18 protein-coding genes are annotated in these 26,126 nt (G+C 47.4%); 8 read left to right on the forward strand and 10 right to left on the reverse strand.

The features are described 5' to 3' along the window. Nucleotides 1–16: 16 nt before the first annotated feature. Both MKY97_RS06605 and MKY97_RS06610 read left to right on the forward strand, forming a co-directional pair. Nucleotides 17–1,345: an ABC transporter substrate-binding protein gene (locus MKY97_RS06605; RefSeq protein ID WP_342554684.1), complete on the forward strand. Its 1,329-nt coding sequence runs from the start codon at nt 17–19 to the stop codon at nt 1,343–1,345. A gap of 339 nt (nt 1,346–1,684) precedes the next feature. Further along, entirely contained in the window at nt 1,685–2,659 is a 975-nt protein-coding gene (locus MKY97_RS06610; RefSeq protein ID WP_342554685.1) for an ABC transporter substrate-binding protein, read from the forward strand. A 274-nt stretch (nt 2,660–2,933) separates the two neighbouring features. On the opposite strand, the gene MKY97_RS06615 is transcribed toward MKY97_RS06610, so the two are convergent. Both MKY97_RS06615 and MKY97_RS06620 read right to left on the reverse strand, forming a co-directional pair. After that, nucleotides 2,934–5,534: a glycine betaine ABC transporter substrate-binding protein gene (locus MKY97_RS06615; protein WP_342554686.1), complete on the reverse strand. Its 2,601-nt coding sequence runs from the start codon at nt 5,532–5,534 to the stop codon at nt 2,934–2,936. Further along, a complete protein-coding gene (locus MKY97_RS06620; RefSeq protein ID WP_342554687.1) occupies nt 5,500–6,729 on the reverse strand; it encodes a glycine betaine/L-proline ABC transporter ATP-binding protein in 1,230 nt (409 codons plus the stop codon). The genes MKY97_RS06615 and MKY97_RS06620 overlap by 35 nt, the downstream gene beginning before the upstream one ends. 498 nt (nt 6,730–7,227) lie before the next feature. Here MKY97_RS06620 and MKY97_RS06625 point away from each other — a divergent pair, with 498 nt between their 5' ends. Continuing rightward, nucleotides 7,228–7,815 (forward strand): GbsR/MarR family transcriptional regulator, encoded by a 588-nt coding sequence (locus MKY97_RS06625; RefSeq protein ID WP_342554688.1) that lies wholly within the window; start codon nt 7,228–7,230, stop codon nt 7,813–7,815. 44 nt (nt 7,816–7,859) lie between these two features. Here MKY97_RS06625 and MKY97_RS06630 read toward each other — a convergent pair whose 3' ends face one another. From MKY97_RS06630 to MKY97_RS06640, 3 genes are all read right to left on the reverse strand, one after another. Next, nucleotides 7,860–9,245: a helix-turn-helix domain-containing protein gene (locus MKY97_RS06630; protein WP_342554689.1), complete on the reverse strand. Its 1,386-nt coding sequence runs from the start codon at nt 9,243–9,245 to the stop codon at nt 7,860–7,862. A gap of 394 nt (nt 9,246–9,639) precedes the next feature. Then, nucleotides 9,640–10,473 carry an ABC transporter permease subunit gene (locus MKY97_RS06635; RefSeq protein WP_342554690.1) on the reverse strand — a complete coding sequence of 278 codons (834 nt, stop codon included), beginning with the start codon at nt 10,471–10,473 and terminating at the stop codon, nt 9,640–9,642. Then, nucleotides 10,466–11,368: an ABC transporter ATP-binding protein gene (locus MKY97_RS06640; protein ID WP_342554691.1), complete on the reverse strand. Its 903-nt coding sequence runs from the start codon at nt 11,366–11,368 to the stop codon at nt 10,466–10,468. Before MKY97_RS06640 ends, MKY97_RS06635 begins: the two co-directional genes overlap by 8 nt. 356 nt (nt 11,369–11,724) lie before the next feature. Between MKY97_RS06640 and MKY97_RS06645 the strand changes: the two genes are divergently transcribed. Beyond that, on the forward strand, nt 11,725–13,560 hold the full coding sequence (locus MKY97_RS06645) for an HSP90 family protein (RefSeq protein ID WP_342554692.1): 1,836 nt from the start codon (nt 11,725–11,727) through the stop codon (nt 13,558–13,560). Beyond that, nucleotides 13,560–14,615: a hypothetical protein gene (locus MKY97_RS06650; protein ID WP_342554693.1), complete on the forward strand. Its 1,056-nt coding sequence runs from the start codon at nt 13,560–13,562 to the stop codon at nt 14,613–14,615. Before MKY97_RS06645 ends, MKY97_RS06650 begins: the two co-directional genes overlap by 1 nt. A gap of 70 nt (nt 14,616–14,685) precedes the next feature. Here the strand turns inward: MKY97_RS06650 and MKY97_RS06655 are convergent, their stop codons facing one another. The 4 genes from MKY97_RS06655 to MKY97_RS06670 all read right to left on the reverse strand — a co-directional run bounded on the left by MKY97_RS06655 (nt 14,686) and on the right by MKY97_RS06670 (nt 19,375). Further along, a complete protein-coding gene (locus MKY97_RS06655) occupies nt 14,686–16,902 on the reverse strand; it encodes a serine hydrolase (RefSeq protein ID WP_342554694.1) in 2,217 nt (738 codons plus the stop codon). Nucleotides 16,903–16,956: 54 nt separating this feature from the next. Further along, nucleotides 16,957–17,745, reverse strand: a complete 789-nt coding sequence (locus tag MKY97_RS06660; protein WP_342554695.1) for a DUF3169 family protein — start codon at nt 17,743–17,745, stop codon at nt 16,957–16,959. Beyond that, nucleotides 17,729–17,956: a helix-turn-helix transcriptional regulator gene (locus tag MKY97_RS06665; RefSeq protein ID WP_342554696.1), complete on the reverse strand. Its 228-nt coding sequence runs from the start codon at nt 17,954–17,956 to the stop codon at nt 17,729–17,731. The genes MKY97_RS06660 and MKY97_RS06665 overlap by 17 nt, the downstream gene beginning before the upstream one ends. A gap of 171 nt (nt 17,957–18,127) precedes the next feature. After that, entirely contained in the window at nt 18,128–19,375 is a 1,248-nt protein-coding gene (locus tag MKY97_RS06670) for an MFS transporter (RefSeq protein ID WP_342554697.1), read from the reverse strand. A 137-nt stretch (nt 19,376–19,512) separates the two neighbouring features. Between MKY97_RS06670 and MKY97_RS06675 the strand changes: the two genes are divergently transcribed. Continuing rightward, entirely contained in the window at nt 19,513–21,375 is a 1,863-nt protein-coding gene (locus tag MKY97_RS06675; RefSeq protein WP_342554698.1) for an ABC transporter substrate-binding protein, read from the forward strand. Nucleotides 21,376–21,431: 56 nt separating this feature from the next. On the opposite strand, the gene MKY97_RS06680 is transcribed toward MKY97_RS06675, so the two are convergent. Then, nucleotides 21,432–22,904, reverse strand: a complete 1,473-nt coding sequence (locus tag MKY97_RS06680; RefSeq protein WP_342554699.1) for a serine hydrolase — start codon at nt 22,902–22,904, stop codon at nt 21,432–21,434. A 347-nt stretch (nt 22,905–23,251) separates the two neighbouring features. On the opposite strand from MKY97_RS06680, the gene MKY97_RS06685 reads away from it, so the two are divergent. After that, entirely contained in the window at nt 23,252–24,469 is a 1,218-nt protein-coding gene (locus tag MKY97_RS06685; RefSeq protein ID WP_342554700.1) for a DUF4367 domain-containing protein, read from the forward strand. Between the two features lie 375 nt (nt 24,470–24,844). Next, complete coding sequence (alr, locus tag MKY97_RS06690) at nt 24,845–26,032, forward strand: alanine racemase (RefSeq protein ID WP_342554701.1); 1,188 nt, start codon at nt 24,845–24,847, stop codon at nt 26,030–26,032. Nucleotides 26,033–26,126: the final 94 nt, after the last annotated feature.

Genomic DNA, 26,126 nt, shown 5'->3' on the forward strand with positions numbered 1-26,126 from the left:
AGGAACCTTTGCACTAATGCTGGTCGCGCTGATGCTTATTATATCTGCCTGCGGCACGAAAGCAGAAACAAGCAGCCCGGGAAGTGGAGCTCAAGCTGAAGCTGCAGCAGCAGAACCTGTTCAATTGATCTGGTGGCACTCCATGTCTGGTGCAGGCGAGAAGGCGATTAATCAGCTCGCTTCCGATTTTAATGCAGGCCATCCGGACATTCAGGTTAAAGCAATCTATCAGGGGAAATATGACGAGAGCTTGAATAAGCTTAAAGCATCGATCGGTTCAGACAGCGGCCCGGATCTGATCCAGGTCTATGAGATTGGAAGCAAGTTTATGATCGACTCCGGTATGATTACACCGGTGCAGCAGTTCATTGACAAGGATAAGTTTGACCTGTCCCAACTGGAGCCGAACATTATTCGATACTATACGATTGATGGCAAATTGAACGCGATGCCTTTTAACACGTCAAACCCGATTTTGTACTATAACAAAGATATGTTCAAGGCTGCGGGTCTTGATCCGGAGAGTCCGCCAAAGACCTACGAAGAGTTTGAGAAAGCAGCGAAAGCATTATCGAAGGACGGTAAACCAGGTGCATCAATGGCGATTTACGGCTGGTTTATAGAACAGTTTTTTGCCAACCAGAATGCAGATTATGTTAACAATGGAAACGGCAGAAGTGAGACGGCCACGGAATCTCTGCTCAATTCTGAAGCTGGCGTGAAAACATTAACGTGGTGGAAAAAGATGATCGATGAGAAGACCCTCTCGAATCTGGGACGCAGCACAGATGATACCACCGCAGCTTTTACAGCACAGCAGATTGGCATGACGCTGGATTCCACTGCAGGACTGCGTAAAATTGTCGAAGGCTCAGGTGGTAAGTTCGAGCTGGGGACAGGTTTTCTGCCCCGTCCTGAAGGTGCCAAAGGCGGAGTTGTAGTCGGTGGCGCAAGCTTGTACATTATGAACAACAAGTCGGAAGCGCAGCAGCAGGCTGCATGGGAATTCATTAAGTACCTGGCGACACCTGAGGTACAGGCTAACTGGAGCGTAGCGACAGGATACTTCCCGATTACGACAGCAGCTTACGACGAGCAGGTATTAAAGGATAATATGGCGAAATATCCGCAGTTCCAGACAGCAGTCGACCAACTGCACGCTTCAGCTGATTCGACAGCAACATCCGGGGCCATTATGGGTGTTTTTCCAGAAGCAAGACAAATTGTCGAAGGTGCTGTTGAAACCGTGTTGAATGGACAAGGAGCACCGCAGGAGGCACTGGATGCAGCTGCGAAGCAGATTACAGAGAAAATCAATCAATATAACAGTACCGTGAAGAAGTAATGAATCTATAAAACAGCAGGCCAGACACCATATCTCTCTTGGTCGCACACATTTCCAATAGGGTAGAGCCGCAGGTGTAAATATGGCGATGACAGAGTTAACCGTATGGAAGGATAGATTGTTATATCCAAAAAAAACAGCTTGCAGAAATTGTTCTGCAAGCTGTTTTTTTGTCATGAAGACGTATCCCTTTTTATGTAAACTATTATCCCGAAAATTCAAGGGGACAAATATAAGACGCTGGATAAATGATTGACATGCTATCGGCTCATATCTTATAATCAACTCGTTCATTAAATTGATAATGATTATCATTAACGATTAGGAGAGAATATACAGATGAAAAAGAAATGGATTCTGCCACTCATTGTACTGATGATGTTTACGATCATTGCCAGCGCATGTGGTAACGGAGCTGCAAACGGTACATCAGACAATGGCAAACAAGAGACAACTGCAGAAGAAGGGACAAGCGGTGAATCAGCAAATACGGCAGATACAATCACGTATCCATCCGAAACAGGGCCAGTTGAGATTCCCGCCAAACCGCAGCGCATCGTTGCTCTAACGAACGGTCCAAATGTGCTTTCTATGGATGTAACACCAGTGGGCGTGGATAAATGGACGGCGGAAAACCCGCTGTTCAAGGATAAATTAAAGGATGTCGCGATTGTAAGCGAGGAAGACCCCGAGAGTGTTTCGGCTCTTAATCCGGATCTGATCATTGCAGGTTCGCACATGAAAAATTTGGAGCAGCTGTCCAAAATTGCTCCAACCATTGTATACACTTGGGGGAAACTCGATTATCTGCAGCAGCAGCTGGAGATTGGCAAGGTGTTAAACAAAGAGTCCGAAGCGCAGGCGTGGATGGATGACTTCACCAAAAGAGCAGAAGAAATTGGTAACGAGATCAAAGCCAAATATGGTGATAAGGTAACAGTTTCTACGATTGAAATTGCTGATAAAGATGTTTTCGCTATGGGAGATCACTGGGCACGCGGAACAGAAGTACTGTATCAAGCCATGAAGCTGAATATGCCGGAAAAAGTGAAAAATGATACGTTAAAAGAAGGTTATCACTCCTTGTCACTTGAAGTTCTTCCGGAATACATGGGTGACTTCGTTGTGGTAAGTAGGGATATGGCCCGCGATAACGAAATTATGAAATCGGGGATTTGGGGTAAAATCCCGGCCGTTCAGAACAAACATGTGATCGAATTGGATACCAAATCGGTGACGTATAGCGACCCGACCACGTTGGAATATGTATTAAATATTTTCAAAGAAGGATTTCTTGGTGCAGGGAATAAATGAGCTGAATCTGCAGTTGGGTTTTGAATCAGAGAAGCTTTGATACAGAGCGCGCGTGCGGGAGCTGCATGCACTTCTTGACCGTGTAATCGAAATATACAATCAAAGAGACGAAGATGGCAGCCAAAGCCTCTTCGTCTCTTTGGTTTAATCTAGACAAAATCCCCTTTCTCCGTAGTAGAGAAAGGGGGTTAAAGAAAAAAATTCAATGATAACAGTATGAGAGCAGTTATAATGACTTATCTTATGATGAGTGTAAAACTGTTCTGACTTCTGATTAATTATCCTTCAGATCAGCTATAGATTTAACATCCATGTAAGCAGGAACGACAAGGCCGGTTTTCACGCCAGTCATATTAGGTCCCAAATCATCCAACTGATCTTTATATTTAGACCAGTAATCCGCATGTGTCAGCGGCAGCCATGCAGCCGGAGAAGCATCAACGTCTCCTGATGCAACACCAGTCCACATCGGTCCGGCTTCCACTTGCAGTGCGTTTACTTTGTAACCCAGATTGTTCTCCATTACGTATTTCAAGAGATTTGTACTCGCAATCTCCGAGTCCCAAGCCACATAACCAAGACGGAATGTGTCTCCGTTGACTGGCTTCAAACCTTTGGTCCATTCATTAATCTGGTCCGCATGTTTCTCCGCATAGTCTTTGGCAGCTTGTTCAGGGGAAGTACCGCCCTGAATAGCAATCATCATTTCGCCCATCTCATCTGAAGTCCACTTGAAACGGGACAGGAATTCATAAGCAGTCGGATGATCTTCCTTCAGACCTTTACGAGCGATGGTGTGTATCTCTTCTGCATCACCATATACCTTATCAGGGTCTTCCAGATATTTCAGATCATACTGGTTAAACATCCAGTGCGGAGTCCAGCCTGTAATAATAATGGGTTCTTCATTTTTGTAAGCTTTGTCCAGCGCAGCCGTCATGGCTGCACCGGACCCTTCTACCAGATTCCAGTTTGCCAGACCATATTTTTCAATGGCACTGGCGGTGGATTTCATGATACCGGCACCTGGATCGATGCCGATAATTTGGTGATTAACTTCATTTCCCACGTTCGCATTAGCCGCAGGTGAGGAAGAAGAACTGGAAGCGGAAGCCCCTGTTTCCAAATCTTCAATCGAGTTTACGTCTGTCATGTATTTTGGAACAACCAGACCTGTACGCACACCTGTCATGTTGGCTCCGAGATCTTCAACCTGATCTTTGTAACGATCCCAGTAGTCCGCGTGTGTCAGCGGCAGCCATGCAGCCGGAGAAGCATCAACGTCACCCGAAGCGACACCAGTCCACATTGGTCCTGCTTCAACCTGAAGCGCATTGACTTTGTATCCTAGTTTGCTCTCCATCACATATTTCAGTAAATTCGTACTGGCAATCTCGGAATCCCATGCCACATAGCTCAGTTTGAACGTATCACCGTTAACCGGTGTCAGATCTTTCGTCCATTCATTGATCTGATCCGCATGCTTCTCGGCATAGTCTTTAGCTGCTTGTTCAGGGGAAGTGCCATCCTGAATAGCAATCATCATCTCGCCCATTTCATCCGAAGTCCATTTGAAACGCTTCAGGAATTCGTAAGCGACCGGATGATCTTCCTTCAGACCTTTACGGGCAATGGTATGAATTTCTTCGGAATCACCAAAAGATTTTTTCGGGTCTTCCAAATATTTAAGATCGTACTTATTGAACATCCAGTGAGGTGTCCATCCCGTTATAATAATGGGTTGTTCGTTTTTCATGGCTTTATCGAGTGTTGCGGTCATAGCGGCACCAGAACCTTCGATCAGATTCCAGTCAGACAATTTGTAATCTTCAATGGCTTTGGCTGCAGACTTCATAATACCGGCACCTGGATCGATACCAATAATTTGATAGTTTACTTCCTTACCTACAGCATTGGCTGCTCCGCTGCTGCCACCAGCAGAGCTAGTGCTGCCTGTAAAGTATTGTGAGAATCCAGCGATTAATACGACCAGTGTCGCTGCAGCAGTAATCCATGCCTTTTGTTTCGCCGAAACTCGGGAAGTCTTTTTGCGTCCTGGCATGAACAGGTTTTGCGTAAAGCGGTCAAGTACAATCGCAAGTACAACTACGGCCAGACCGGCTTCAAAACCTTTACCAATCTGCAGCTGCGTTACCGCACGATATACTTCCGCTCCGATACCCTGTGCACCGATCATGGAAGCGATAACTACCATAGAAAGGGACAGCATGATGGTCTGGTTAATACCGGACATCACGGTAGGCAGCGCGAGTGGAAGCTGTACCTTGAATAATTTCTGTGCAGAAGTTGATCCGAATGCATCCGCCGCTTCAACCAGCTCACCAGAAACCTGTTTGATTCCCAGGTGAGTCAGACGAATGGTTGGCGGAATGGCAAAGATTACCGATGCGATAACGCCGGGAACAACGCCGAGACTAAAGAACGTAACGGCTGGCAGCAGATAAACGAATGCTGGCATCGTCTGCATGAAGTCCAGCAGTGGCGTGATAATCCGTGCGGCTGTTTTACTGTATGCAAGCCAGATACCGACAGGCACACCCACAAGAATCGATATTAATCCTGACGTAATAACGAGGCCAAGCGTGTCCATGGATTGGGACCAGTAGCCCAGGTTATCTACGAGCAGGAACCCGATAACGGTAAACAAGGTAAGCGGCAATCTGCCTACCAGGAATGCCAGCACACCTAGTATGGCAATAAACAGGAGTGGGTGAGGCAGCATGAACAGCCCCGAGAAAAATCCAACCACTTCCTGAATAACAACAGAGATTACTTTAAACAATCCGGAGAGCGAGGAGCTCATCCAGTCAACGATGGATTCAATCCACGATGCTAGTGGTATTTTGGGAATCATTCAGAGCGTCCTCCTTTTCTGCAACTTCACCGCTTAGTGCACCGAGCAGGGCACCGCGAACGATAACACCTTGCAGACGGCCAGTTTCGCTTACAACAGCGAGCGGCACATGCGCTGAACTTACAATCTCGAACAATTCATGAATCAGGGTCTCAGGCGATACCGTCGGCCCATCCGTGATCAGAATGTCATTTAATACTTTATTTTCGCGCATTGCACGGGTTGCGTCTTCTGCTGTAATGACACCCAGCAGTTTCTTGGAGCGGTCAATGACAAACAGGTTCGATATACCGCGCTCACGCATTAATTCGAGAGCGACACGAGGGCCGCGATCGGTTGTGATCGTTTCAGGTCGGCGCATAACGTGTGATGCTGTGAGGACCTTGGACAAGTCCACGTCTTCGACGAAGCGGGCCACGTATGAGTTGGCCGGTTGAATCATAATTTCCTCAGGTGTACCGATCTGCACAACGGCGCCGTCTTTCATAAGAGCAATCCGGTCGCCAATGCGCAGCGCTTCGTCCAAGTCATGGGTAATGAAAATAATGGTCTTTTTCATCTTATCCTGAAGCTCAATCAACTCATCCTGCATATCACGACGAATCAATGGATCAAGCGCACTGAAAGCTTCGTCCATCAGCAGTACTTCCGGGTCATTCGCAAGTGCACGAGCGAGGCCGACACGCTGCTGCATCCCGCCGCTCAGCTCATCCGGCATTTTGTCTTCCCAGCCTTTAAGGCCAACCAGTTCCAACGAGGTTTTCGCTTTCTCCCGGCGTACTTCTTTATCTACCTTCTGAATCTCCAAGCCGTATTCCACATTATCAAGAACCGTTCTGTGCGGAAACAATGCAAACTTCTGAAATACCATGCTGATCGTTTTACGGCGCACTTCACGCAGTTGTTCTTTGTTCATTTTGCGCAAATCCTTGCCATGGACCAAAATTTCTCCAGATGTCGGCTCAATCAAACGATTGAACATGCGAACCAGTGTAGATTTACCACTACCGGACAGGCCCATAATAACGAAGATTTCGCCTTCCTGTATTTCCATGTTGACCCGATTGACACCAACCGTTATTTGTTTTTCTTTGGCCAACTTTTCTTTCCCCCAACCCTGTTCCAGCAGTTCAAGACCCTGCTCGGTTTGGGGGCCAAACAGTTTACTTACGTTTTTCACTTCAAGTATGGTCATGTTTTCACCCCTTCTGATGTGTTGTGCACTTCGAACGGCTTTCAGCAGTCACAAGCCCATACACTTGTGCGCCCAGCCACGAAATCCGGTAATTTTTGCTTCGCTTCCCGTCTTTCTGGGTAACGGTTTGTATTCTAACAGTAGTTAACCAGTATATCAACCGAATAAACAGTACATAATGTTTGTACAGTAAAAACTGTATAAAGTTTTCCTCTCGTATACTCTGTCTATCTCCTTATTCTGGCTAATTAGGCAGCTTTACTTTTATTATCGCTTTTCCTACAATAGAAAATGAGCTGAATTAAAGCTTATTTTTTTGGTTAAAAGATCATCGTAGGCAAAATGAAGCATGGTAAAGTTCCCAATATTAGTTATTGGGTGTGAGATGTTTTCCTGACCTATAGGATATCCAGCTGCATGCTTTCCAATGTAAGCAGAGCTTGAACATGCTGATATTTTTTTGCCAAGACTGGAATGCTTAGAATGGAGGTTGCAAGCATGAGCTTGGACCATTTGCAAGAAGATCAGCAGGCTGCCGTGATGAAGATCCGTAAACGTGTTATAGAAGCCATCGGACGGAATATGGATCTATACGGCGTAACGTTGTCCACGGGACATTTATACGGATTGCTATTTTTCGCAGACAAACCGATGACCCTTGATGATATGGGCCGGGAGATGGAAATGAGCAAAACAAGCATGAGCACTGGAGTGCGAACACTGCTGGATCTTAAAATGGTAAATAAGGTGTGGAATAAAGGTTCTAGGAAAGATCTATATGAAGTGGAGTATGACTGGCACCAGACATTTACCGATTATTTCGTCATTAAATGGAGAAAAGCGGTGGAGAGTAATCTTCAGATTCTTCGTAAGTCCGTTGATGAGATGAACCGGATAATCAATGAGCTTGATGAACAGGTTGATGCGGACATGCTGCGTGTGCTGCATGAGGACAAGCGTAAAATACTGCAGGCGGAGGCGTATTATCGGTGGCTCGACAGGCTGATTGATACGATGGAAGATGAAGAGATTTACAAGCTTGTTCCAAAAGAAGAGATTAGAGAAGAAATGAAAGAACAATTATAGGATCAAAATCAAGGACCCGTTCCGGCAGGAAGGGTCCCTTTACTTCATTGTCCAATGGCACTGAAAATGGTCCGTTTCGTACGGATAGAAGAAGGTAATGCAGTCGGCTCCGGGTTTATCTTTTGCATCGGTTTTGCAGGTACTCGCAGTTTGGAGCCGCTGACCTGTATTTCGGCACGTAGAGTATTGGTATAGTTTGACCAAGCGAACCGATTCGGCTCCTGATTCCGACTGGATGCAGGTAAACGCTTGGTTTCCAGATGCTGAAATGCAAGTTTCTTGATATGCGACCTCGCTTCTTTCTCACGTCCGATAAGCTCTGCCAGGCGGAGATGAGTTTCGTTCCAGTCGTCCGTCTCTTCGACGATGACGGTGGGGGCAATGCTTTTCAGGCGATCGTAATACGGCTTGCAGGAGCGATCTCCTATGATTAAATCTGGCTTAGCCCGGCGAAGCTGATCAAGCTTGTTCGTTAATACATGCTCATCGTCTGCTGCATCTGTCGAATGATTTGTTAAGTCCAGTGATCCGATAGGCCGGAGCCCTAGGAAGCGTAAATGTTCATCAAAGCCGGTGCTGGAAACTGCAGCTGCACGTAAACGATACTTCTTCATATATATACTTGGCGCAATGCCGAGCATTTGCTTGAATTTACGGCTAAAATAATATTCATTACCATAACCTACGGATGCGGCAACGTCTTTGAGAACACAATTCTCCTCGGACAGCTGCTTTTTGGCTTCTTCGATCCGCAGAAGATTCAAATAATCGGTAGGTGACATGCCTTTTGCTTTTTTGAAGCTTCGGGAATACGAACTTGGTGTAAGTCCGGCGATTTTGGCAAGTTGATCCATGCTGATGCCTTCACGCATGAAACGATTCATATACATAATGCTGCGCTCCAAAGCGGGGTCCACCTTTTCAAGATTGGCTTCCAGCCGATTCTCTAACAGAAACTGCAGCAGTTCGTGCAGCTGGGTATGTATGCTGACAAAATGGTCTGACTGTCCGGCTCGATACGATTCATGCAGTTTGGTCATTCGTAATGCCGCTTGTTCTTCATGCCGGATTCGCAATTTGCCCGACTGCCAGCCCGGAGGAAGAGAAGGAGATGGCGTCATTTTCCATTGGCCTCGTTCTCGCTTCATACTCATATATTCCATACTAACCATTAGAAATTCAGTAGTTTCTGAGTTCGGCAAAGCGTCAACCGGGGTACCCGGTTCGATCATGAACAATTCTCCTGCTTGTGCCTCATATACAATGTCGTTCAGAGCCAACAGGCCTTTGCCTTGTAAAATAAGACAAAGTATGGGCCGGTTTACCGTCATGCCTTGTAGACGAAAATTGCTCCCGCGGCGTACAAGGCACATTGAAGAGAGCAGCGGCAGAGAAGAGGTTTCGGTTAATGCGTGAAACGATTCATTCATACGGACCATCCTTTTGTCTTATTTTCTTAATGATAACAATTATCATTCTCAAATGGAAGGTGTTTTTGAAAAATAGTTTCGAAAGAAAAAGAGAATATAAAAAAGGATGACTATCGGCAGCTAAAGGGCTGTGAAGTCATCCTCCATGGGATACATACAGCGAATTTGAATAGTATATGGACGCTCAGACGAGTGTCTTTTTATTTGTCGTTTCTTATACGGAAATGAAAGTAAAGAGGCAGGATATGAATGTACCTTGCAGCTCAAGGTTGATTATGTCTATTCTGCAGTGCAGCAAATCTTTATTATTATAATTCCACTCAGCACGTAACATATAAAAGAGGAATCCACGTAGGATTCCTCTTTTATATGTTGTGGTTATCATAGAAGCCCCTCAGATCTGACTCTCCGCGAGCTGCTGACGGCGATTCCAGATCGTTACGAGGCGAAGCAGAACCCAGCTTATGAACAGCAGCACGGCTCCGGTGCCAAGCAGCATCCATGGCCCAATCATTAACATGCCGGTGGCCTGACCAGCAATCAGGGCAATCAGGGGCAGGACAACAAGACCACCAAGCTGGTACGCTTCCTGAAATCCTCTTACTTTAGCCGAGATCAGCACATTGAGGAGAATAACGGCTAAACTGCATGTAGGGACCACCCAAAGGATCAGAATGATCCAGTTCCAGTTCGGAAACATCAGTGTGCCGAAGATTGGGTACATCAGGACGTTGGCAATGATGCCATAGATGATGAATGTCACCCAGGATAACAATAGTGACGGAATGAGAGCAGCCAGTACTTTACCTTTAAACAGTGTGCTCATACTCATTGGTGTAAACAGTAATGCTTCCAATGTCTTACGCTCTTTTTCGCCGGCGAAGCTGTTCGCGGTGAGTATGCTGGAAGCCATCACTGGAATGATGAGAAACAAGGGGGCGAACATATACAATCCCAGATAATAGACAAGGCGTTGATTATCTGTGGCCATGGAAGCAAGGGATGGCATCTGTCCGCCTTGGATCACCTTGTCTAACGTTTCGAGAATGACATTTAAATTGCTTATCGAATCCAGATTCATTCTGGATGCTGCCCAGATCAGAGCAGAAGGCATGATAATGCCAATAATCAATGGCACAATCAGCATTGGCAGCCACAGCTGCACGCTGGATGTGACAGAACGGATGTCTTTACGAATGAGTGCACGTATGGCTTGTCGATTATTCATGTGCATTCGCCTCCCTTATCGCAAAATAGATGCTTTCCAGATCATTGCCTTCAATACGTGCCTGATAAACTTGACCATGCTCGGTCAGCTGTCGAAGCAGCAGCGGAATGTGCTCACGAGACGAGAGTTGGTAGATTGCTGTATGCGCTGTAACCGTCTCAGGCGAATATATTCCGGTCTTCCACCCGTTTGGCATATCTGCTTCGACCTCTAGCCGCGGTGCGGATTGATATCGATGAATAATCTCCTGTTCTGTCCCTTTCTCAACAACACGGCCCTTTTCCATAAAAATATAATGATCACACACGGCGGAAAGCTGAGTAAGCACGTGTGAGGAGATGAGAATCGTAAAGTTCAGCTCGGTATTTAACTGACGAATGATACGAAGCACCATCTGGATTCCATCAGGATCAAGACCATTGGTTGGCTCATCGAGAAACAGAATAGAAGGACGGTGCAGCAGCACTCGTGCAAGACCTAAACGTTTCTTCATCCCTGTGCTGTAGGTGCCGACTTTACGGTGCTGGTACTCCTGAACTTCAAGCAGCTGTACCAGTTCATCAATGCGTTCAGCTGCACGTTTTAGCCCAAAGGCATCCGCAAAAAATAGCAGATTATCCCGCCCGCTCATATTTTCGTACAAGCCGCTTTGTTCAGTCAGTGTACCGCAGATCGCCAGCACCTTTTCTGTTTCTATCGAAGTATCCATACCTTGGATGGTAACCTGCCCGTGGTTTGCGCCCAGCACTCCGTTCATGATGCGAATGAGGGTCGTTTTACCCGAGCCGTTAGGACCAATAAGTCCGGTAATGCTGCCCTGCTGAATGGTGAAGCTGACATCCTGCAGCGCTTGCTGTTTCTCGAATTGCTTGGTTATGTTCCGTACTTCAATCATCTATAATCACCGTCCGTTCTGAATTTGATGATTATACGTACAGCATCGTCAGATCGTTCAATGTAAGACTAAAGAAATATACTTTTGCTCCGATAGTCCCGAAATTCTGGTGCATAATTCCCCGGGAAATTTCACCAAATCGGGTCTAAGGTTTGTTTTTTTGACGAGCTATACGAGTTATTCTAGAAAAGAAGGATATCATGGCCGTTTCATTGCTATCGATAATGGAGTAATAGAGTATAGGCCCTTATATACATAATGAGTTCGTCTAACACATTCGTTTATCAGTGTGGATGCAGTAGAACTGAGCTGCTCTAAGTGTTGTGTTTGGACCCAAAGGAAAGGTGAAGTGATTTATGAGTACACCAAACGAATATCGCTTTCAGGTGAACCTGAGCGGAATGATTCAGATTTTATCGAATCATCTATACAGTAGTCCGAAAGTATTTCTGCGTGAGCTTATGCAGAATGCAACGGATGCGATCACGGCACGCAAGGAAGTGGAACCCGGATATCAGGGAGAAGCACGTATTGAGCTGACAGGTACCGGAGATCAATTGACGATGATGGTCGAGGACAATGGAGTCGGACTGACCGAGGCAGATATCCACGAATTCCTGGCGATGATTGGGCAATCCTCGAAGCGTGGTCAGCAGGCGCTGCTCGATGGAGAGACATCGTTTATTGGGCGTTTCGGTATCGGTCTGCTGAGCTGTTTTATGGTTAGTCATGAGATCGTCATGCTGACTCAATCTGTGAAGGGCGGCCCTTCGATGGAGTGGCGCGGAAAACCGGATGGTACATATACGATCAGACAGCTGGACACGCAGTTGTCTCCCGGAACGAGAGTATATCTGCGCTGTATGCCTGAAGCAGCACACTACTTTGAAGCCGATTATGTGAAGGAGGCTTTATTTTATTATGGTGCGCTGCTGCCTTATCCGGTTACGTTGATTCATGACGGGGGGCAGTCGGTTGTAAACAGCGATTCTCCCATCTGGCTTACACGTCCGGAGCTTGCCCGTTCCTGCCGCGCGGAAGTACTTGCCTTTGGTGAACGTCTGCTTGGAGAGAAGTTCCAGGACTTTATCCCGCTGACAACAGCATCGGGACGCACGGGAGGCATTGCTTACGTGCTGCCGCATGCCGTGAATTTGAACGCCAAACGTTCTCACCGGGTGTATCTGAAGCGCATGCTGATTTCGGAGAAAGCCGAGAACATTTTGCCAGAATGGGCCTTCTTTGTAAAATGTCTGATCTGGACCGACGAGCTGCAGCCGACAGCTTCAAGAGAGCATTTTTATGAGAATGAAAAGCTGGAAGAAGTGCGCTCCGAACTTGGAGACGCCCTGCGGATGGGACTGGCCGAGATGGCTGAACAGCAGACCGAACGTCTGCAGAAACTGATTCGTCTGCATGCCCTCTCGATGAAGGCACTGGCTGTACAAGATCAGGAGTTCTACGCGATGATTCACCGCTGGCTGCCCTTTGAGACAACACGGGGACATCGGGAACTGGGTGAACTGATTGATGAAGGAGAGACGCTGTATTACACGGGCTCCATTGATGAATACCGCCAGATTCACCATGTGGCCTCAGCACAGTCCATGCTGGTCGTGAACGCAGGTTATATCTACGATAAGGAACTGATGGCGATGCTGCCTGTCATTATGAACAATGTACAGACCGAGCGGCTTGAGCCGGATGAAGTATCGATGACGTTCACAGATATTGCACCAGCTGAGCGCAACCAATATTATGATGCATTGCGTCTGGCAGATTCGGCGCTGCAGCGTTTCCGCTGCCGGGCTGAGGTGAAGGGATTCAAGCCAGCCGACCTGCCGGTGCTGTTTACCCTTTCGCAGGAATCATCTACACTGCGTGCACTGGAAAAAGCCAGCGAAGAGAGTACAGACTTATTCTCCTCTGTTCTCGGTTCATTGTCAGCGGGCATTAATTCGGCAGGGTATTCAACGCTGTATCTGAATGTGAACAATCCCATTATTAAACGGGTACTGACTTCACCGGATAATCAGATGACACCGATTGCCATCGAGATGTTGTATGTTAACGCACTGATGATGGGGCATTATGCAATGAATAAACAGGAGCTTGAAGTGTTGAACCAGGGCATTGTACGGTTTATTGATTGGGGTCTAAGCGCAAATACGAATCATGAGGGAGATGCCTGATGAAGACAGAGATGGATTTTGAAGATTTGATGGAAGAGGCCTACCAGCTGCCTAATGGCGCGGCGAAGCTTGGTCTATTGGAGGAAGCAGCGAGAGTAGCCGATGTCAATGGTATGGTCGAAGAGGCGTACGAAGCACGCTCAGAGATTGTGGATGCAGCTACCTTCTGTGGGTATCCGATGAAAGCTTTGATTGCTTTCTCTTGGCAGCTGGGCAAGTTTGATCAGCAGCCAGAGCTTTATGATGAAGAAACGTTATTGTGGTCTTATAAATGGATTCTTGGCAAAATGCCTGATTTTCCGGAAATCTCACGTGAAAAGATCATGGAGCTGCTGGAGGATTTCGGTGCAAGGTTTAAGTCTTATGGGTACAGCGAGCGTTCTTACTGGTACTACCGTTTCCGTATTTTTATGGATTTCGGAGAGCTGGAGGAAGCGGGACGCAGCTATGACAAGTTCAGAACGTTAGACCGCGACTTCATGAGTGACTGCGAGGCGTGTGAGCAGGATGAGATTATGCGTTACTTTATGTTAAAAGGAGACGACGAGAAGGTGCTGGAAGTGGCGCAGCCGATTCTCAAAGGACGCATGAGCTGTGCGGAGATCCCGCACCTGACCTTGTCCGAAGTTCTGATGCCGCTGTATCGTCTGGGACGGAAGGATGAGGCAGATAAACATCAGGTTAAAGGATATCGTTTGATCAAAGGTGAGAACGATTTTGTGCAGAGTTTTTCCGAGCAGATGGAGTATCTCACGCTTACGAATCCGGCTAAAGGGATCGATATTCTCGAAGAAACACTGGTGCTCGGAGCCGATCATGAAGACGTGTATGCCAAAATGATGTATTATGCGAAGGCAGCTTCATTATTGCGGCGCTGGACTGAAGAAAAAGACTCAGAAGGGTATCGCCTGCGTCTGCCAGCTTCCTTCCCGTATGAGGGAGATCCGGGAGATCTGCTCAAGCTCGCAGATTATTTTGAGGAATATGCTCAGACTACCGCGGCGAAGTTTGATCAACGTAACGGAAATAATCATGTATCTTCGTTAATTGCATAACCAAAAGGCTTGTTCGTGAAGGGGATTCCCTTTCGAACAAGCCTTTTGGTTGTTTACTGTTACTGCATTTTTATTGGACGGATGCTGCGGCAGGAGCGCTCTCTGTTGTTGGAATCGGCGGGGTAACCTCTGGCTTGCTCTCTGGCGTACCAGCTTCTTCGGATGACTCCTCCGCTGAAGGTTGCGGCTCCTGCTGCTGTTCAGCTCTCAATTCAGCGACGATACGGTCTGTTGGCTGCGTGATTAATGCATACATGATGGCAGCCTGTTCCTGGCGAATCAGTGGTTTGCGTGAAAGGAAGTCCACAGCACCATCCTCCTGGATTTTAACCTCAGGGCCATAGATGCCGAGCTTCACCATCATTTGCACCGCAGGCACAGCCCAGGTATCGGTACTACCTGCAAGTTTGACGTCCTTAAACAGTTCGCTTGGATACTGCAGCTGCAAAGCTCGCCACATCATCGCAGCTGCTTCCTGCCGAACTATAGCTTGATCCGGTTTGAACTGTTTCTCATCTGCACCTGTAATCATGCCCATTTCATAACCAAGCTGAATATAGCCGGCTGCGGCATGGCCTGCCCAGTCAGTATCTGCAGGTGGTGTGGTCTTGCTCGGTTTAAGCCCGCTTAATTTAAGGATATTCTCAATAAATTCAGCTCGGGTTACTGTTGTTTTGGGTTTGAAAGACTGGTTAGCTTCATTCTCCAAGTATCCCAGAGATTGCAAACCATGGATTGCTTGAGCATAAGGACTGTTGTTCGGAACATCCCGGAAGCCGGCAGCTTTTTGCCCTTTTTTAGCATACCCGAAAGGATTGAGGTAAGGTTCCCTCATGTAGGTCGTTCCATCTTCGTATGATTTGAAGGCTGTAAACTGTCCTGTTAATTCATCTTTGAACAGATTGTCCTCCACTTGAATCAGCTTACGTTCGCCCAGAAACGGATCACTAATGCTTAATTGACTGGACGTTTCACCGCCAGCTTGAAGCTTGCTGATGATTGTGCTGATCCGAAGGTCGGCATACAAACCGTTGAAGCGCTGCAGCTCTTCCGCAGATTGTGGTGTGTACTCCTTGAATTGTACGGGTTTAGCATACTGCGGATAGAAATGCTGAATAAAGGCCGAGTAGAGCAGGCTGCGGAGAGCTCCATTCTGATTATAGGTCAGGAAGACACCTGTGTTCTGCTCAGGAATAAAAAATAGATAAGAGCTGTAACCTGACAGGTCGCCTGCTTTGGTAATTACTTTGGAACTGCTTCCTGCCCCAGGAAGCTGAAATGGTGCTTCAAATCCGTAAGCGGTATCCGGCAGCAGCGGGTGAATGGAAGAACGATATTGTTCCATGCTTTTCACGGTTGCGGCTTTCAAAATCTGATGATCATCCTTTTTGCCGTCATTCAGAAAGGCAATCATAAACTTACCGATGTCATCCGCTGTCGACAGCATCCCGCCTTGCGGCATGGGTGTCGGTTCGAGCATATATAGATCAACCGGCTTATGTACGGTATCGTAGCCGGTAGCGAGCTGAGACTTGAACTTTTCGTTCAGCATAAAACTGCTGTTATTCATGCCAAGAGGCTTGAAGATATGCTCCTGCATATAAGATTCAAATGGCTCACCGCTGACGTTTTCCACAATCATGCCGAGCAGCAGAAACGAGAAGTTATCGTACATGTATGCGCTCCCAGGCTTTCGCACAACAGGAGGCATGTGCTTCATTGCGTAATCTTCCATCGATATGTGCTTGCCCGGATCGGTGTGGATATCTTCTAACTGCGGATCACGAATTTCAAATCCCGTGGTATGTGTCAGCAGGTTTTCCACGGTTACCGGAGTGCCGAACGGATTTTCGAATTCAAGGCCTTTTACATAAGTCTGAAAATCAGCTTTCAAATCAACTTTGCCCTGCTCCGCAAGCTGCATTACAGCAGCTGCTGTAAAGGTTTTGGAGACGGAGGCGACACGAAACGCTGTATTTTTCGGATCGACAGGTGTCTTTTTGTCCAGATCGGCATAGCCGTATCCTTTTTCAGCGAGAATCTGACCGTCCTTTACAACGATAACGGAAGCGCCAACGTAATGAGGTTTGGTTTCAGATGATGCGAAGAATTCATCCAGAAATGCAGCGGCAGACTCTGCATTCAGCGCAGCTGGAGGCTTTGAATCGCCAGCTGCTGCAGCGGACTGCGCCTGAACCTGAGGAACCCAGAGACTTAAAGACAGGACAACCGCCAGACATGCGCTGGTAACGGCTGTCCATTTGAAGCGAGAATTTGAATTGAACAAATGCACGTAATCACTCCTTTAGTCATTTTTACCAAAGCAGGAAGCTCACTTGTATTACTGTTTCTGATTGCGATAGGTTTCACGAAAATAAACGCCCAGGTTGATAATCCAGATGATGGACAGCAGTACGATGGGGAATGGGGCAAAGGTAAATAACACGGAATACAGCACCATGGCCGCCATTCCTATGCCAAGAAGCAGATTCATCATCTGAAAGGAACGATACGCTGCACGATAAACAATCCATTTTTCTCCTTCATCCAGCTTTTCAAAGTGATCTTTTTTCATGCTGCGGGAATTCAGGTCGAGTGCACGGTCAGGGAAATACAGATTGTAACGTTTAATGGTCAGGGTCTGCAGTATAACAACGATGATCACAGCAATAAATGAGACTACAAGGTTTCCAAGCATATACAGGTCCGGAGACGAGGACAAGGGGAATTTCCTGTTGGACATATATAATGAAAGGGCAAGCGCGACCCAGGCAAACGAAGCAATGACACTGAACGTGCTGAGCATCATGGCACTCCCCAGTGAACGCTCGGCGGGGGAAACCAGTGAATGGTTGTCACCCATGGAATCCATGTCATCTTCCTCCTCGGGACGAACAGATGGTGTACGAGCTAGGCTGATGCTGTTCCAGATCATCGTAACCAGCACGACAAGCGCAGTGAGGGCAAACAGCAGATCGTAATCATAATAAACGGACAGGGTCCAGTTGAGATCAGAGGGGATTTTGGTGACCATAGCTGAGGTCAGAAATCCGACAACAGCTCCGCCAGCGGCATAAAGCGGAAGACGCATGCGTTTCTTTTTCGATGAGGTATTAGCGGTTTGGTTCATTTTCATCTCCACCTTTCAATTCAAATATTTTTTCAACAGATTCGCCGAACACATGGGCAATTTTCAGTGCCAGAACGACCGAAGGAGAATAATCTCCGCGTTCAATCAGAGCGATCGTTTGACGGGATGCACCGATGAGTTTGGCCAGCTCAGCCTGGGATAAACGGTCTCTGGCACGCAGCTCCCGAACATGATTGTGCAATTCTTCCACGTACTCACCTCCATGGATATAATGTACATGATTATTTTCAAAATGTAAACAATAATATACAAAATGATAATGATTATTTACTTTTCAAACTTGTACTTCGAGTTCAATAGGAGAAAAAAAGAGCCTCGAAGGGCTCTTGAGATTCATGTTTTGCCACAGGTTTTATACGGCTTAAGAGGCATCTGCATAGGAGTGGTTCTGCTGCCGTGAGGCCTTGGCTCGAAGCAAGATTCGAAAAAAGTAAAGGGCACCCAATCCGGTGGTCAGGTATAAACCAGCCATTACGTATGAAGGGAGGAGAGCACCCACGGTCAAGCCGATACTTCCCAGCAGAGCAGCGATATTATAGCTGAGTCCATCGGCAGCCAGATAAGCAGCACGATTTGAATCAGGAATGATCCCGGCCAGGAGAACCTGACGCACAGGTGCATACATAAGTTCCCCAATCGTCAGCAGCACAGCAGAAGTGATAAGCAGCCATGCCCAGTTACTGAAAGCCAGGACGACAAATCCTGCTGTATAGAGCATCATTCCTGTTGTTATAATCGTTCTGGAACTAAGGCGGCTGATGCATTTACCGAAGGGAATCGCGATTAAGACAACCAGCACGGTATTGATGATCATGACGAAGCTGAACATGTGAAGACCTGATATATGGAAGCCCAGCAGCTCTCCGGCGAATTCATTTTTTAACCGCACTGCAATGTATTTATCCAACTGAAATTCTAGGGACACGGCAAGAACGGTTGCTGTAAAAAACACCATGAAGCGTTTGTCGTAGACAATACTTTTGTAGGTGTTTAGTGCGTTTTGGGGGAGGACTGTATCATGTCTGTTCTCCATTGTTTCATGAATAAAAAAAATCAGAATCAGCAAAGTTGCGATACTTTCCATACAGACCAGGCTGAACAGCAGAAAACGAAAGGATTCGAATAAAAGCCCACCCAGCAGGGCACCGAAAGTGATGGCTGCGTTGGTTGTCCAGTACTGCAGTCCATAGATGTAATGACGTTCCTGTTCACTGCTTACATCCACAATCATGGCACCTGCAATCGGGGCCGTTATTCCTGAACTGATGCTGCTGAGAAGAAACATGAGACATGTCAATGTCACGGAATTCATCCAGGGTGAGTTGGCAGCTGCCAGCCAGAAGAGGGAAAATACCTGCAGACTTTGAGCGAGGATCATCAGTTTTTTACGACCGATTCGATCGGACCAATATCCTGCGCCAAGTCCGGCTAACATGGAAGCAATAATATTAACGGTCAGCAGCAGCCCTGCCCATTCGGCACCAATCTGCAAACTCAGATAAATCGCCATAAAGGGAAGAATTGTTTTTTGCGTCAAATCGGTAAAAAAATCAGTCACGATTCGAATCTTGATATTCGGATGCAGATCGGTAAATTTCATAGCTTTCATCTTCTTCCTTCCAGTGTTCAAGTTGATGTTACCGAGTATAATGGAAGAAAACCTGAAGAAAAACTGTATACATAATCGCATGTATTTCGTATTTTATGAACTCTAATATTGAACGGGTTGGGAGTGAAGGGCGGCATATGGATATCTCGGAACATTACATGCAGCTGCGGTTGAAGTTTCAGCATATACAGGACGATCAGGAACTGCATATTACCATCGGCGAACTTGCAGGGCATTTGTGCTGTACGATGCGCAACATGAATCTGATTATGAACAAATTCAAAGAGAACGGTTGGGTGAGTTGGAGCCCGCAGCGTGGACGAGGCAAAAAGTCGGTACTTGTCTTTTGCAAACCAGCGGCCGCGGCTGCTTCGGAACGTTTTGACCAGCTTCTGTATGCCAACAGAATGGAAGATGCCTACGAAATGGCCTCGTCCCTGCCTCCCTTAATCAGAGAGCAGCTGGTCCATAATCTGCAGCATCTATTCGGTTTGCGCTCTAATGAGGGGATGGAAGGCAGAACGGATACGCTGCGGATTCCACAGAACACGCCTTTCAAGACGCTGGACCCCACGCAGACGGCGATGTGGGGAGAAGGTTTTATCATTACTGAAGTTTTCGACCGTTTGGTTCGGTATAATGCGGAGCGACAGCAGTGCGAGCCAAGTCTCGCTGTAGCGTGGGAGAGTGACCGGGAAGGAAGACGGTGGACGTTTCATCTGAACAAAGGCATCCTTTTCCATCATGGTCGCGTTATGGACGCAGCAGATGTCAAATTTTCCTTTGATCGCATTATTGAAGATCCGGCGAACCCCAGCAGAGCCATGTTTGCCTCCATCCAATCCATTGAGGCAGTGGACAGCCTGACGGTGCACTTTGTACTGTGTCAACCCAACTTCATGTTCCCTGATCTGCTGAGCAGTCTGTATGCTTCGATTATACCCAGGGATGTACAGATGGAGCCGCTTCGTCCGATTGGAACAGGACCGTATCGCATTACACGTCATGACGCTAATCTGTTAGTACTGGAGGCATTCCCCTCTTACTTCCGGGGACGCGCCTATATTGACCGGGTTGAAGTATGGCAGCTGCCGCACTCTGACTGGCCTGAAAACGCAATTAAGCAGCGTCTGTTCCCAGAGGATACACCTCGTGCTGTCGAGCATGAGATTCAGGGAGGTGTATTTATGACGTTTAATATGCAAAAGGACGGCCCGCATCAAGATCTTTATTTCCGTCAAGCGGTTAGGCTGCTTCTCCAGTCGGATGAGTTAACTGCAGCGTCCGCCAGTCCTCACATCAAGAAAGCTGAAAGTTTGATTCGTGGTCCAATGCGAGAGGTTCGAACGATAGCTCCTTCTGTTGAGAGGGATGCGGTTCAAACGGAATCGGGCAGGTCTGTACTTGAACAGGCAGCGGCGCTGCTGGAACAAAGCTCTTACCAAGGAGAGCATTTACGGGTCTGGGTGGAGGAAGGGGAGCAGATGGAGTCCGATATGGCATGGTTTGCTGAGCGCTGTGCAGCGATTGGATTAAATGTAACCATTGTTCCCGGTGATCCTGTTCATGCGGTCTATCATCATGAACTGCAGCCTTATGAGATCATCTACACGGGAGAAGTATTTGATGAGCATGTGATGCGGAGTTTGATCACGATGTATACATTCGGCAATACATTATTCCTGCTTGCAATGAATGACTACTGGAGAGCAGAACTTGCGCATGAATGCGAGCATATCGTCATGATCCGGGAACCAGCTCTGCGGATGGAAAGATTAATTCAACTGGAGGATCGGCTGATCGAAGAAGCATTGATTTTGCCAGTATACTCTTTCAAAGAAGAACATGCCCATGATGCTTCTCTGCGTAATTATAAAATTGCGGGTTATGGGTTACCCGATCTGCGGCAGCTTTGGATACGAAGAAAGTCAGGATCGTTGACCGCAGAAGAATCCTCGGAGACAGAGACGAGTTATCCGGTGTATATCCCGTTGTGGTAGACAATGGTAATCTTCCACAACGGGACGTAACTCCTTTACAACGACTGTAGAATTTTTTAGTCCTGCAGTCTGGTGAATAGGATTGGCCGAGCTTTCGGTTCGAGTACAAAAGGGACACACACCGAAGCAGCAGGCAGACCCTCGTTTACCTCAAATGTACAATCCAGGCTCCAACCAAAATGGGACAATGTGACGGAGAACGAGTGACTGCCCTTATACTGCAGTGGCATATCGAGGTTATTTAATCTCATCTGCAAACCTTCATCCGTCTCATGTACAAGGATCTCTCCATATCCGGGATGGTTGTAAGTTCCTGTGTATACGGAGACAGGACAATCAAGGGGCTGGACAGAGGGGGAAGCCTCAGGTTTTGGTTTTTCTTCTTCTGTAAGCTCCACTTGTCCCATGAGTCCCAAAAAGGTTGAGGTCCAGTCGACAGGCTCCATTCCCAGTAGGCAGTCCATAATGTAAAAGGCAGTAGTATACGGAATGACACTTCCGTTGGTATTGCTGAGCACAACGATTCCAATCTGTTCATCCGGCAGGAAGGCCACCTGGGAAGCAAAACCGTCAATAGCTCCGCCGTGATGGATCATGGCGTGTCCGCGGTAAGGTTCAATCATCCACCCAAGCCCGTATGTACTTACAGGCAGCTCTTTGCTGTGGAACGGAGAATCAGAGGCCATCTGTGGAATATGCATTTCGGCCATTTGTTCTTTGGAAATGAGACTGTTCTCCTTCCACACGCCCTGCTGCAGTTGAAACTGAAGCCAAGCTGTCATATCTGTCAAGCAGCTGTTGAGGCAGCCGGCAGGACCAATGGCATCGATGGTGCGAAAAGGGATCTGCGTGTGCACTCCCTCGTGATCCATGTATGGTTTGGCGTAGTTGGACAGCTGCTGCATCTCCTTCACCGAAAACAGACTGGAGTTCATTCCGAGCGGGTTCAGCAAACGTTCCTGAACAACCTGCTCCCATGAGGTCCCTTTGAGGTGACCAATCAAATAACCGGCAGCCATGTACATCAGGTTTTGATACTGCCATTTGCTGCGGAAGTCCCGATTCGGTTCAAGATGACGCAGGCTGAGCAGCAGTTCTTCTCTCGAGCGCGGAGAATTGTACCAAACCATCTCATGTCTTGGCAGACCTGAACGGTGGCATAACATATCCCGGATGGTAAGGCGTTCGGTTGCAACCGGATCGTACATTTGAAAATCAGGCAGGTAAGTTTTAACCGGAGTATCCCAATCAAGGAGCCCTTCATCGACAAGTTGAGCCGCCGCGGCAGCCGTGAACGATTTGGTACTGGAACCGATCGCGAACAAAGTGTCCGGTGTGACCTCCAATCCCGCTTCAAGATCACGATAGCCGTATCCTTTACTCCAGATGACCTGATCCTTGTGAACGACTGCGACGGCTGCACCTACACCTTTCCATTGTTCGAGCTGTCCGGTCATGAATTGATCCAATCCAAGCAGTTTGGTCTGAAGTGATGCCGCTGCAGCGGCAGTCGTATTTGTGGTTGTCATATCCATCTCTCCCTAACTATAAATTGATATTTCAGTAAAGAACGAAGTCGATTTAGTCCCCATTCATCGAACAGATAAAAATAAAATTTATGATGCGCACGGCCGATGAACTCGGCAGGTATGCAGCTGCATTCATTATCCCTTTTGTGGAATATATTTTCATCCTCCTCGAGACGGATTCGCCTTAGATTTGCTTCGCTGCCTTATGTTCTCACAGTTTCAATCAATGCTTGTCAAACTAGTCCGCATATATCGAACAAGTCCCTCATAAACATGTACTAATCAAGTAGGGGTTCTGCTGTACGCACAATCCTGAAGTGAAAACATGTGCTAAAGGGGATGATGTCATGCGCCGAATATCATGGATGCTTGCCATGGTATTGGTCTTATCGGCCTTACTTGCCGCCTGCGGGAAGAAGGATGCGGCTGCAGTGGTCAAAGATCTGAACGAAGTCGTTGGAGAGATGGAAAGTTACCAAGGAGCAGGCGTCATGACGCTGCATACCGGAGAAACACCGCAGCATTATAAGGTTGAGGTATGGCATCAGAAGCCTTCGTATTATCGCATCGCACTGACCAATGCCAAAAAAGATGTAACGCAAATTGTACTTCGTAATGATGAAGGGGTTTTTGTGCTTACTCCGAGTCAGAATAAAAGCTTCCGCTTCCAGAGCGACTGGCCGGATAATCAGGGTCAGGTTTACCTATATGAAACGTTGATTCGAAGCATTACGGGGGATACAACCCGTCAATTTGCGGATGAAAAAGAAAGCTATGTGTTCGATGTTGCTGCCAACTACAATACACATGCGCTGGTCAGACAGAAAATCTGGCTGAACAAAAGTGATTACGCTCCTAAACAAGTGGAGGTATCGGATTCCAATGCCAACGTGGTTGTGGATGTGAAGTTTGACAGCTTCAAGTTCGGTGCCGATTTTGGAAAAGATGCCTTTGATATGCAGCGTAACATGACAGCTGCGGCAGAAGAGGGGAATAAGGCGGGGACCGACGCAGGTGCAGCACCAGCCGAGAAAACGGATGATGCGGGCGAACAATCATCGGCCAATACTCCGAATGCTGCAGGGACGGACGGAGCTGTAAGTGACGGGCAGTCAGGTGTAAGTGAGGGCGCACAGCAGCAAGGAACAGAAGGAACGTCTGGTTCAGAAGGAGCTGCTGGTGAGCCGGGCAGCGAAGAACCGACCTCCGCGGAACCGAAAGAATCCGGAAGCTTTGGTGTCATTCAGCCGACATATGCACCGGAAGGTGTGAAGTTGAAGGATGATCAGATTTTGGAGGAAGCCGGGGATTATTCCGTCCTGCTCCGTTATGAAGGAACGTACAATTACACCATTTATGAAGCAAGGCCTCAGGATCGTGCGGTATCTCTAGCGCCTTCCCGACTAGTCGATCTTGGATTCACAGCAGGTATGATCAGTGGAGATGCTCTCCAGACACTGACTTGGACTTCTGACGGCGTAGAGTATCGAATTACGAGTGCCGATCTGCCTGAGAATGAAATGGTACGTATTGCGACTTCGATGCAGGAAGAGTCAGGCAAATAGAATAGGAGCGCATAGCAGTCTTGTTGTAAGGAATGCTATAGAGCATCGGAGATATCGTTTCTCCGGTGCTTTGTTTATTTTATCGTACAGAAGATCATGCCAAGTTCATTCCAAAAAAGCAAAAAACGCTTCTATGCGGAGGGAACCGGGTAATAAGTCGATGTAAGCAGGTATATCCATTCGCCGGGCAAGCAGGTATTACTGGAATAATATCGCTTAGTGTCCTTCTTCTGTGCATGATTATGGTACACTGCAGACTCCTGCGGCATAAGATCTGAGAAGCAAAACTTTCGTTCATTTGACAGTGACATGCTGTAGCATTACGATGGAGTCTGACATAAGCCGGATTAAGAAGATTGGAGAAGGTGACTTAACGTGCAAGGACAATATAGGCCGACTCAGGCGGAGATTAATCTGGACCATCTGCGAAGCAACGTGACCGCTTTTCGTAAGGCACTGCCTCAAGGTACGAGATTCCTCGCCTGCGTCAAGGCTAACGCCTACGGGCACGGTGCAGTGGAGACTGCCAGAGAACTGGAACGACTGGGTGTGGATTATTTAAGTGTAGCGTTTCTTGATGAAGCTCTTGAACTTCGTCTGCACGGTATTACAAGTCCAATTCTGGTATTGGGATATACGCCGCCTGAAGGAGTCGCTGCAGCATGGCAGCACGATGTGACCATTACCTTGTTCAGCAGAGAAGTGCTTGAGGCGATCAGACAGGTGAAGCCAGGCACCTATGCGAACCCGCTAAAAGTTCACATCAAAATTGACAGCGGTATGGGAAGACTGGGTCTGCTTCCCGGCAAGGAGGCCATTGATTTTATACAAGAGGTGTCCTCGCTTGATCAGGTGATGCTTGAAGGCATGTTTACGCATTATGCCAAAGCAGATGAACGAGACAAGACCTACACACTTGAGCAGTATCGACGGTTCCAGAGTGCTGTTGAGGCACTCCGGGATCAGGGATGTGTCATCCCGATTATACATACGGCGAACAGTGCCGCTGCCATTGATACACCTGAATTATCCTATGATATGGTGCGTGTGGGTATCAGCCTGTACGGACTGTATCCTTCTGCAGAGGTGAATCATCAGGTGGTGAAGCTGCTCCCGGTATTGACACTGAAGACCGAAGCGGTTCTTGTGAAAACACTGCCTCCTCATTGGGGAGTCAGTTATGGAACCCGCTATTTTACGCAGGAAAATGAACGAATAGCGACCTTACCTATCGGTTATGCAGACGGCTTCTCAAGAATGCTGACAGGTAAAGCACAAGTGCTTGTGCGCGGCCGCCGCGTCCCTGTCGTTGGCACGATCTGTATGGACCAGTGTATGGTGTCGCTGCAATCTTTCGCACAAGAGGCGGAAGAAATTCAAGCCGGCGAAGAGGTTGTTCTCATCGGCCATCAGTCTGGTGGTGTGATTACCGCTAGAGAGGTGGCAGACCAGTTAGGTACGATTGACTACGAAGTGATCTGCATGATGGCACATCGTATTCCACGGATTTATACCCGTGGAGGAACGGTAGTCGCCAGGATCAATCCCCTTTTGACAACTTGATTCGTAATTTGGACACGACTTCCAGTAAACTTTTTTTCAGAACAGAAGGAAAACTGTCGCCGCATCGCGAAATATGTACGATATTCGGATTTAA

The organism is Paenibacillus sp. FSL R7-0652 (assembly GCF_038595045.1).
Classification (GTDB): domain Bacteria; phylum Bacillota; class Bacilli; order Paenibacillales; family Paenibacillaceae; genus Paenibacillus.

Excerpts from the sequence above, each read along its gene's own strand:
- MKY97_RS06640 (WP_342554691.1), bottom strand. The coding sequence starts at position 11,368 with ATGATTGAAGTACGGAACATAACCAAGCAATTCGAGAAACAGCAAGCG.
- MKY97_RS06675 (WP_342554698.1), top strand. The coding sequence starts at position 19,513 with ATGGATATCTCGGAACATTACATGCAGCTGCGGTTGAAGTTTCAGCAT.
- MKY97_RS06680 (WP_342554699.1), bottom strand. The coding sequence starts at position 22,904 with ATGACAACCACAAATACGACTGCCGCTGCAGCGGCATCACTTCAGACC.
- MKY97_RS06660 (WP_342554695.1), bottom strand. The coding sequence starts at position 17,745 with ATGAACCAAACCGCTAATACCTCATCGAAAAAGAAACGCATGCGTCTT.
- MKY97_RS06685 (WP_342554700.1), top strand. The coding sequence starts at position 23,252 with ATGCGCCGAATATCATGGATGCTTGCCATGGTATTGGTCTTATCGGCC.
- MKY97_RS06635 (WP_342554690.1), bottom strand. The coding sequence starts at position 10,473 with ATGAATAATCGACAAGCCATACGTGCACTCATTCGTAAAGACATCCGT.
- MKY97_RS06670 (WP_342554697.1), bottom strand. The coding sequence starts at position 19,375 with ATGAAAGCTATGAAATTTACCGATCTGCATCCGAATATCAAGATTCGA.
- MKY97_RS06630 (WP_342554689.1), bottom strand. The coding sequence starts at position 9,245 with ATGAATGAATCGTTTCACGCATTAACCGAAACCTCTTCTCTGCCGCTG.
- MKY97_RS06605 (WP_342554684.1), top strand. The coding sequence starts at position 17 with ATGCTGGTCGCGCTGATGCTTATTATATCTGCCTGCGGCACGAAAGCA.
- MKY97_RS06620 (WP_342554687.1), bottom strand. The coding sequence starts at position 6,729 with ATGACCATACTTGAAGTGAAAAACGTAAGTAAACTGTTTGGCCCCCAA.
- MKY97_RS06650 (WP_342554693.1), top strand. The coding sequence starts at position 13,560 with ATGAAGACAGAGATGGATTTTGAAGATTTGATGGAAGAGGCCTACCAG.
- MKY97_RS06645 (WP_342554692.1), top strand. The coding sequence starts at position 11,725 with ATGAGTACACCAAACGAATATCGCTTTCAGGTGAACCTGAGCGGAATG.
- MKY97_RS06615 (WP_342554686.1), bottom strand. The coding sequence starts at position 5,534 with ATGATTCCCAAAATACCACTAGCATCGTGGATTGAATCCATCGTTGAC.
- MKY97_RS06625 (WP_342554688.1), top strand. The coding sequence starts at position 7,228 with ATGAGCTTGGACCATTTGCAAGAAGATCAGCAGGCTGCCGTGATGAAG.
- MKY97_RS06610 (WP_342554685.1), top strand. The coding sequence starts at position 1,685 with ATGAAAAAGAAATGGATTCTGCCACTCATTGTACTGATGATGTTTACG.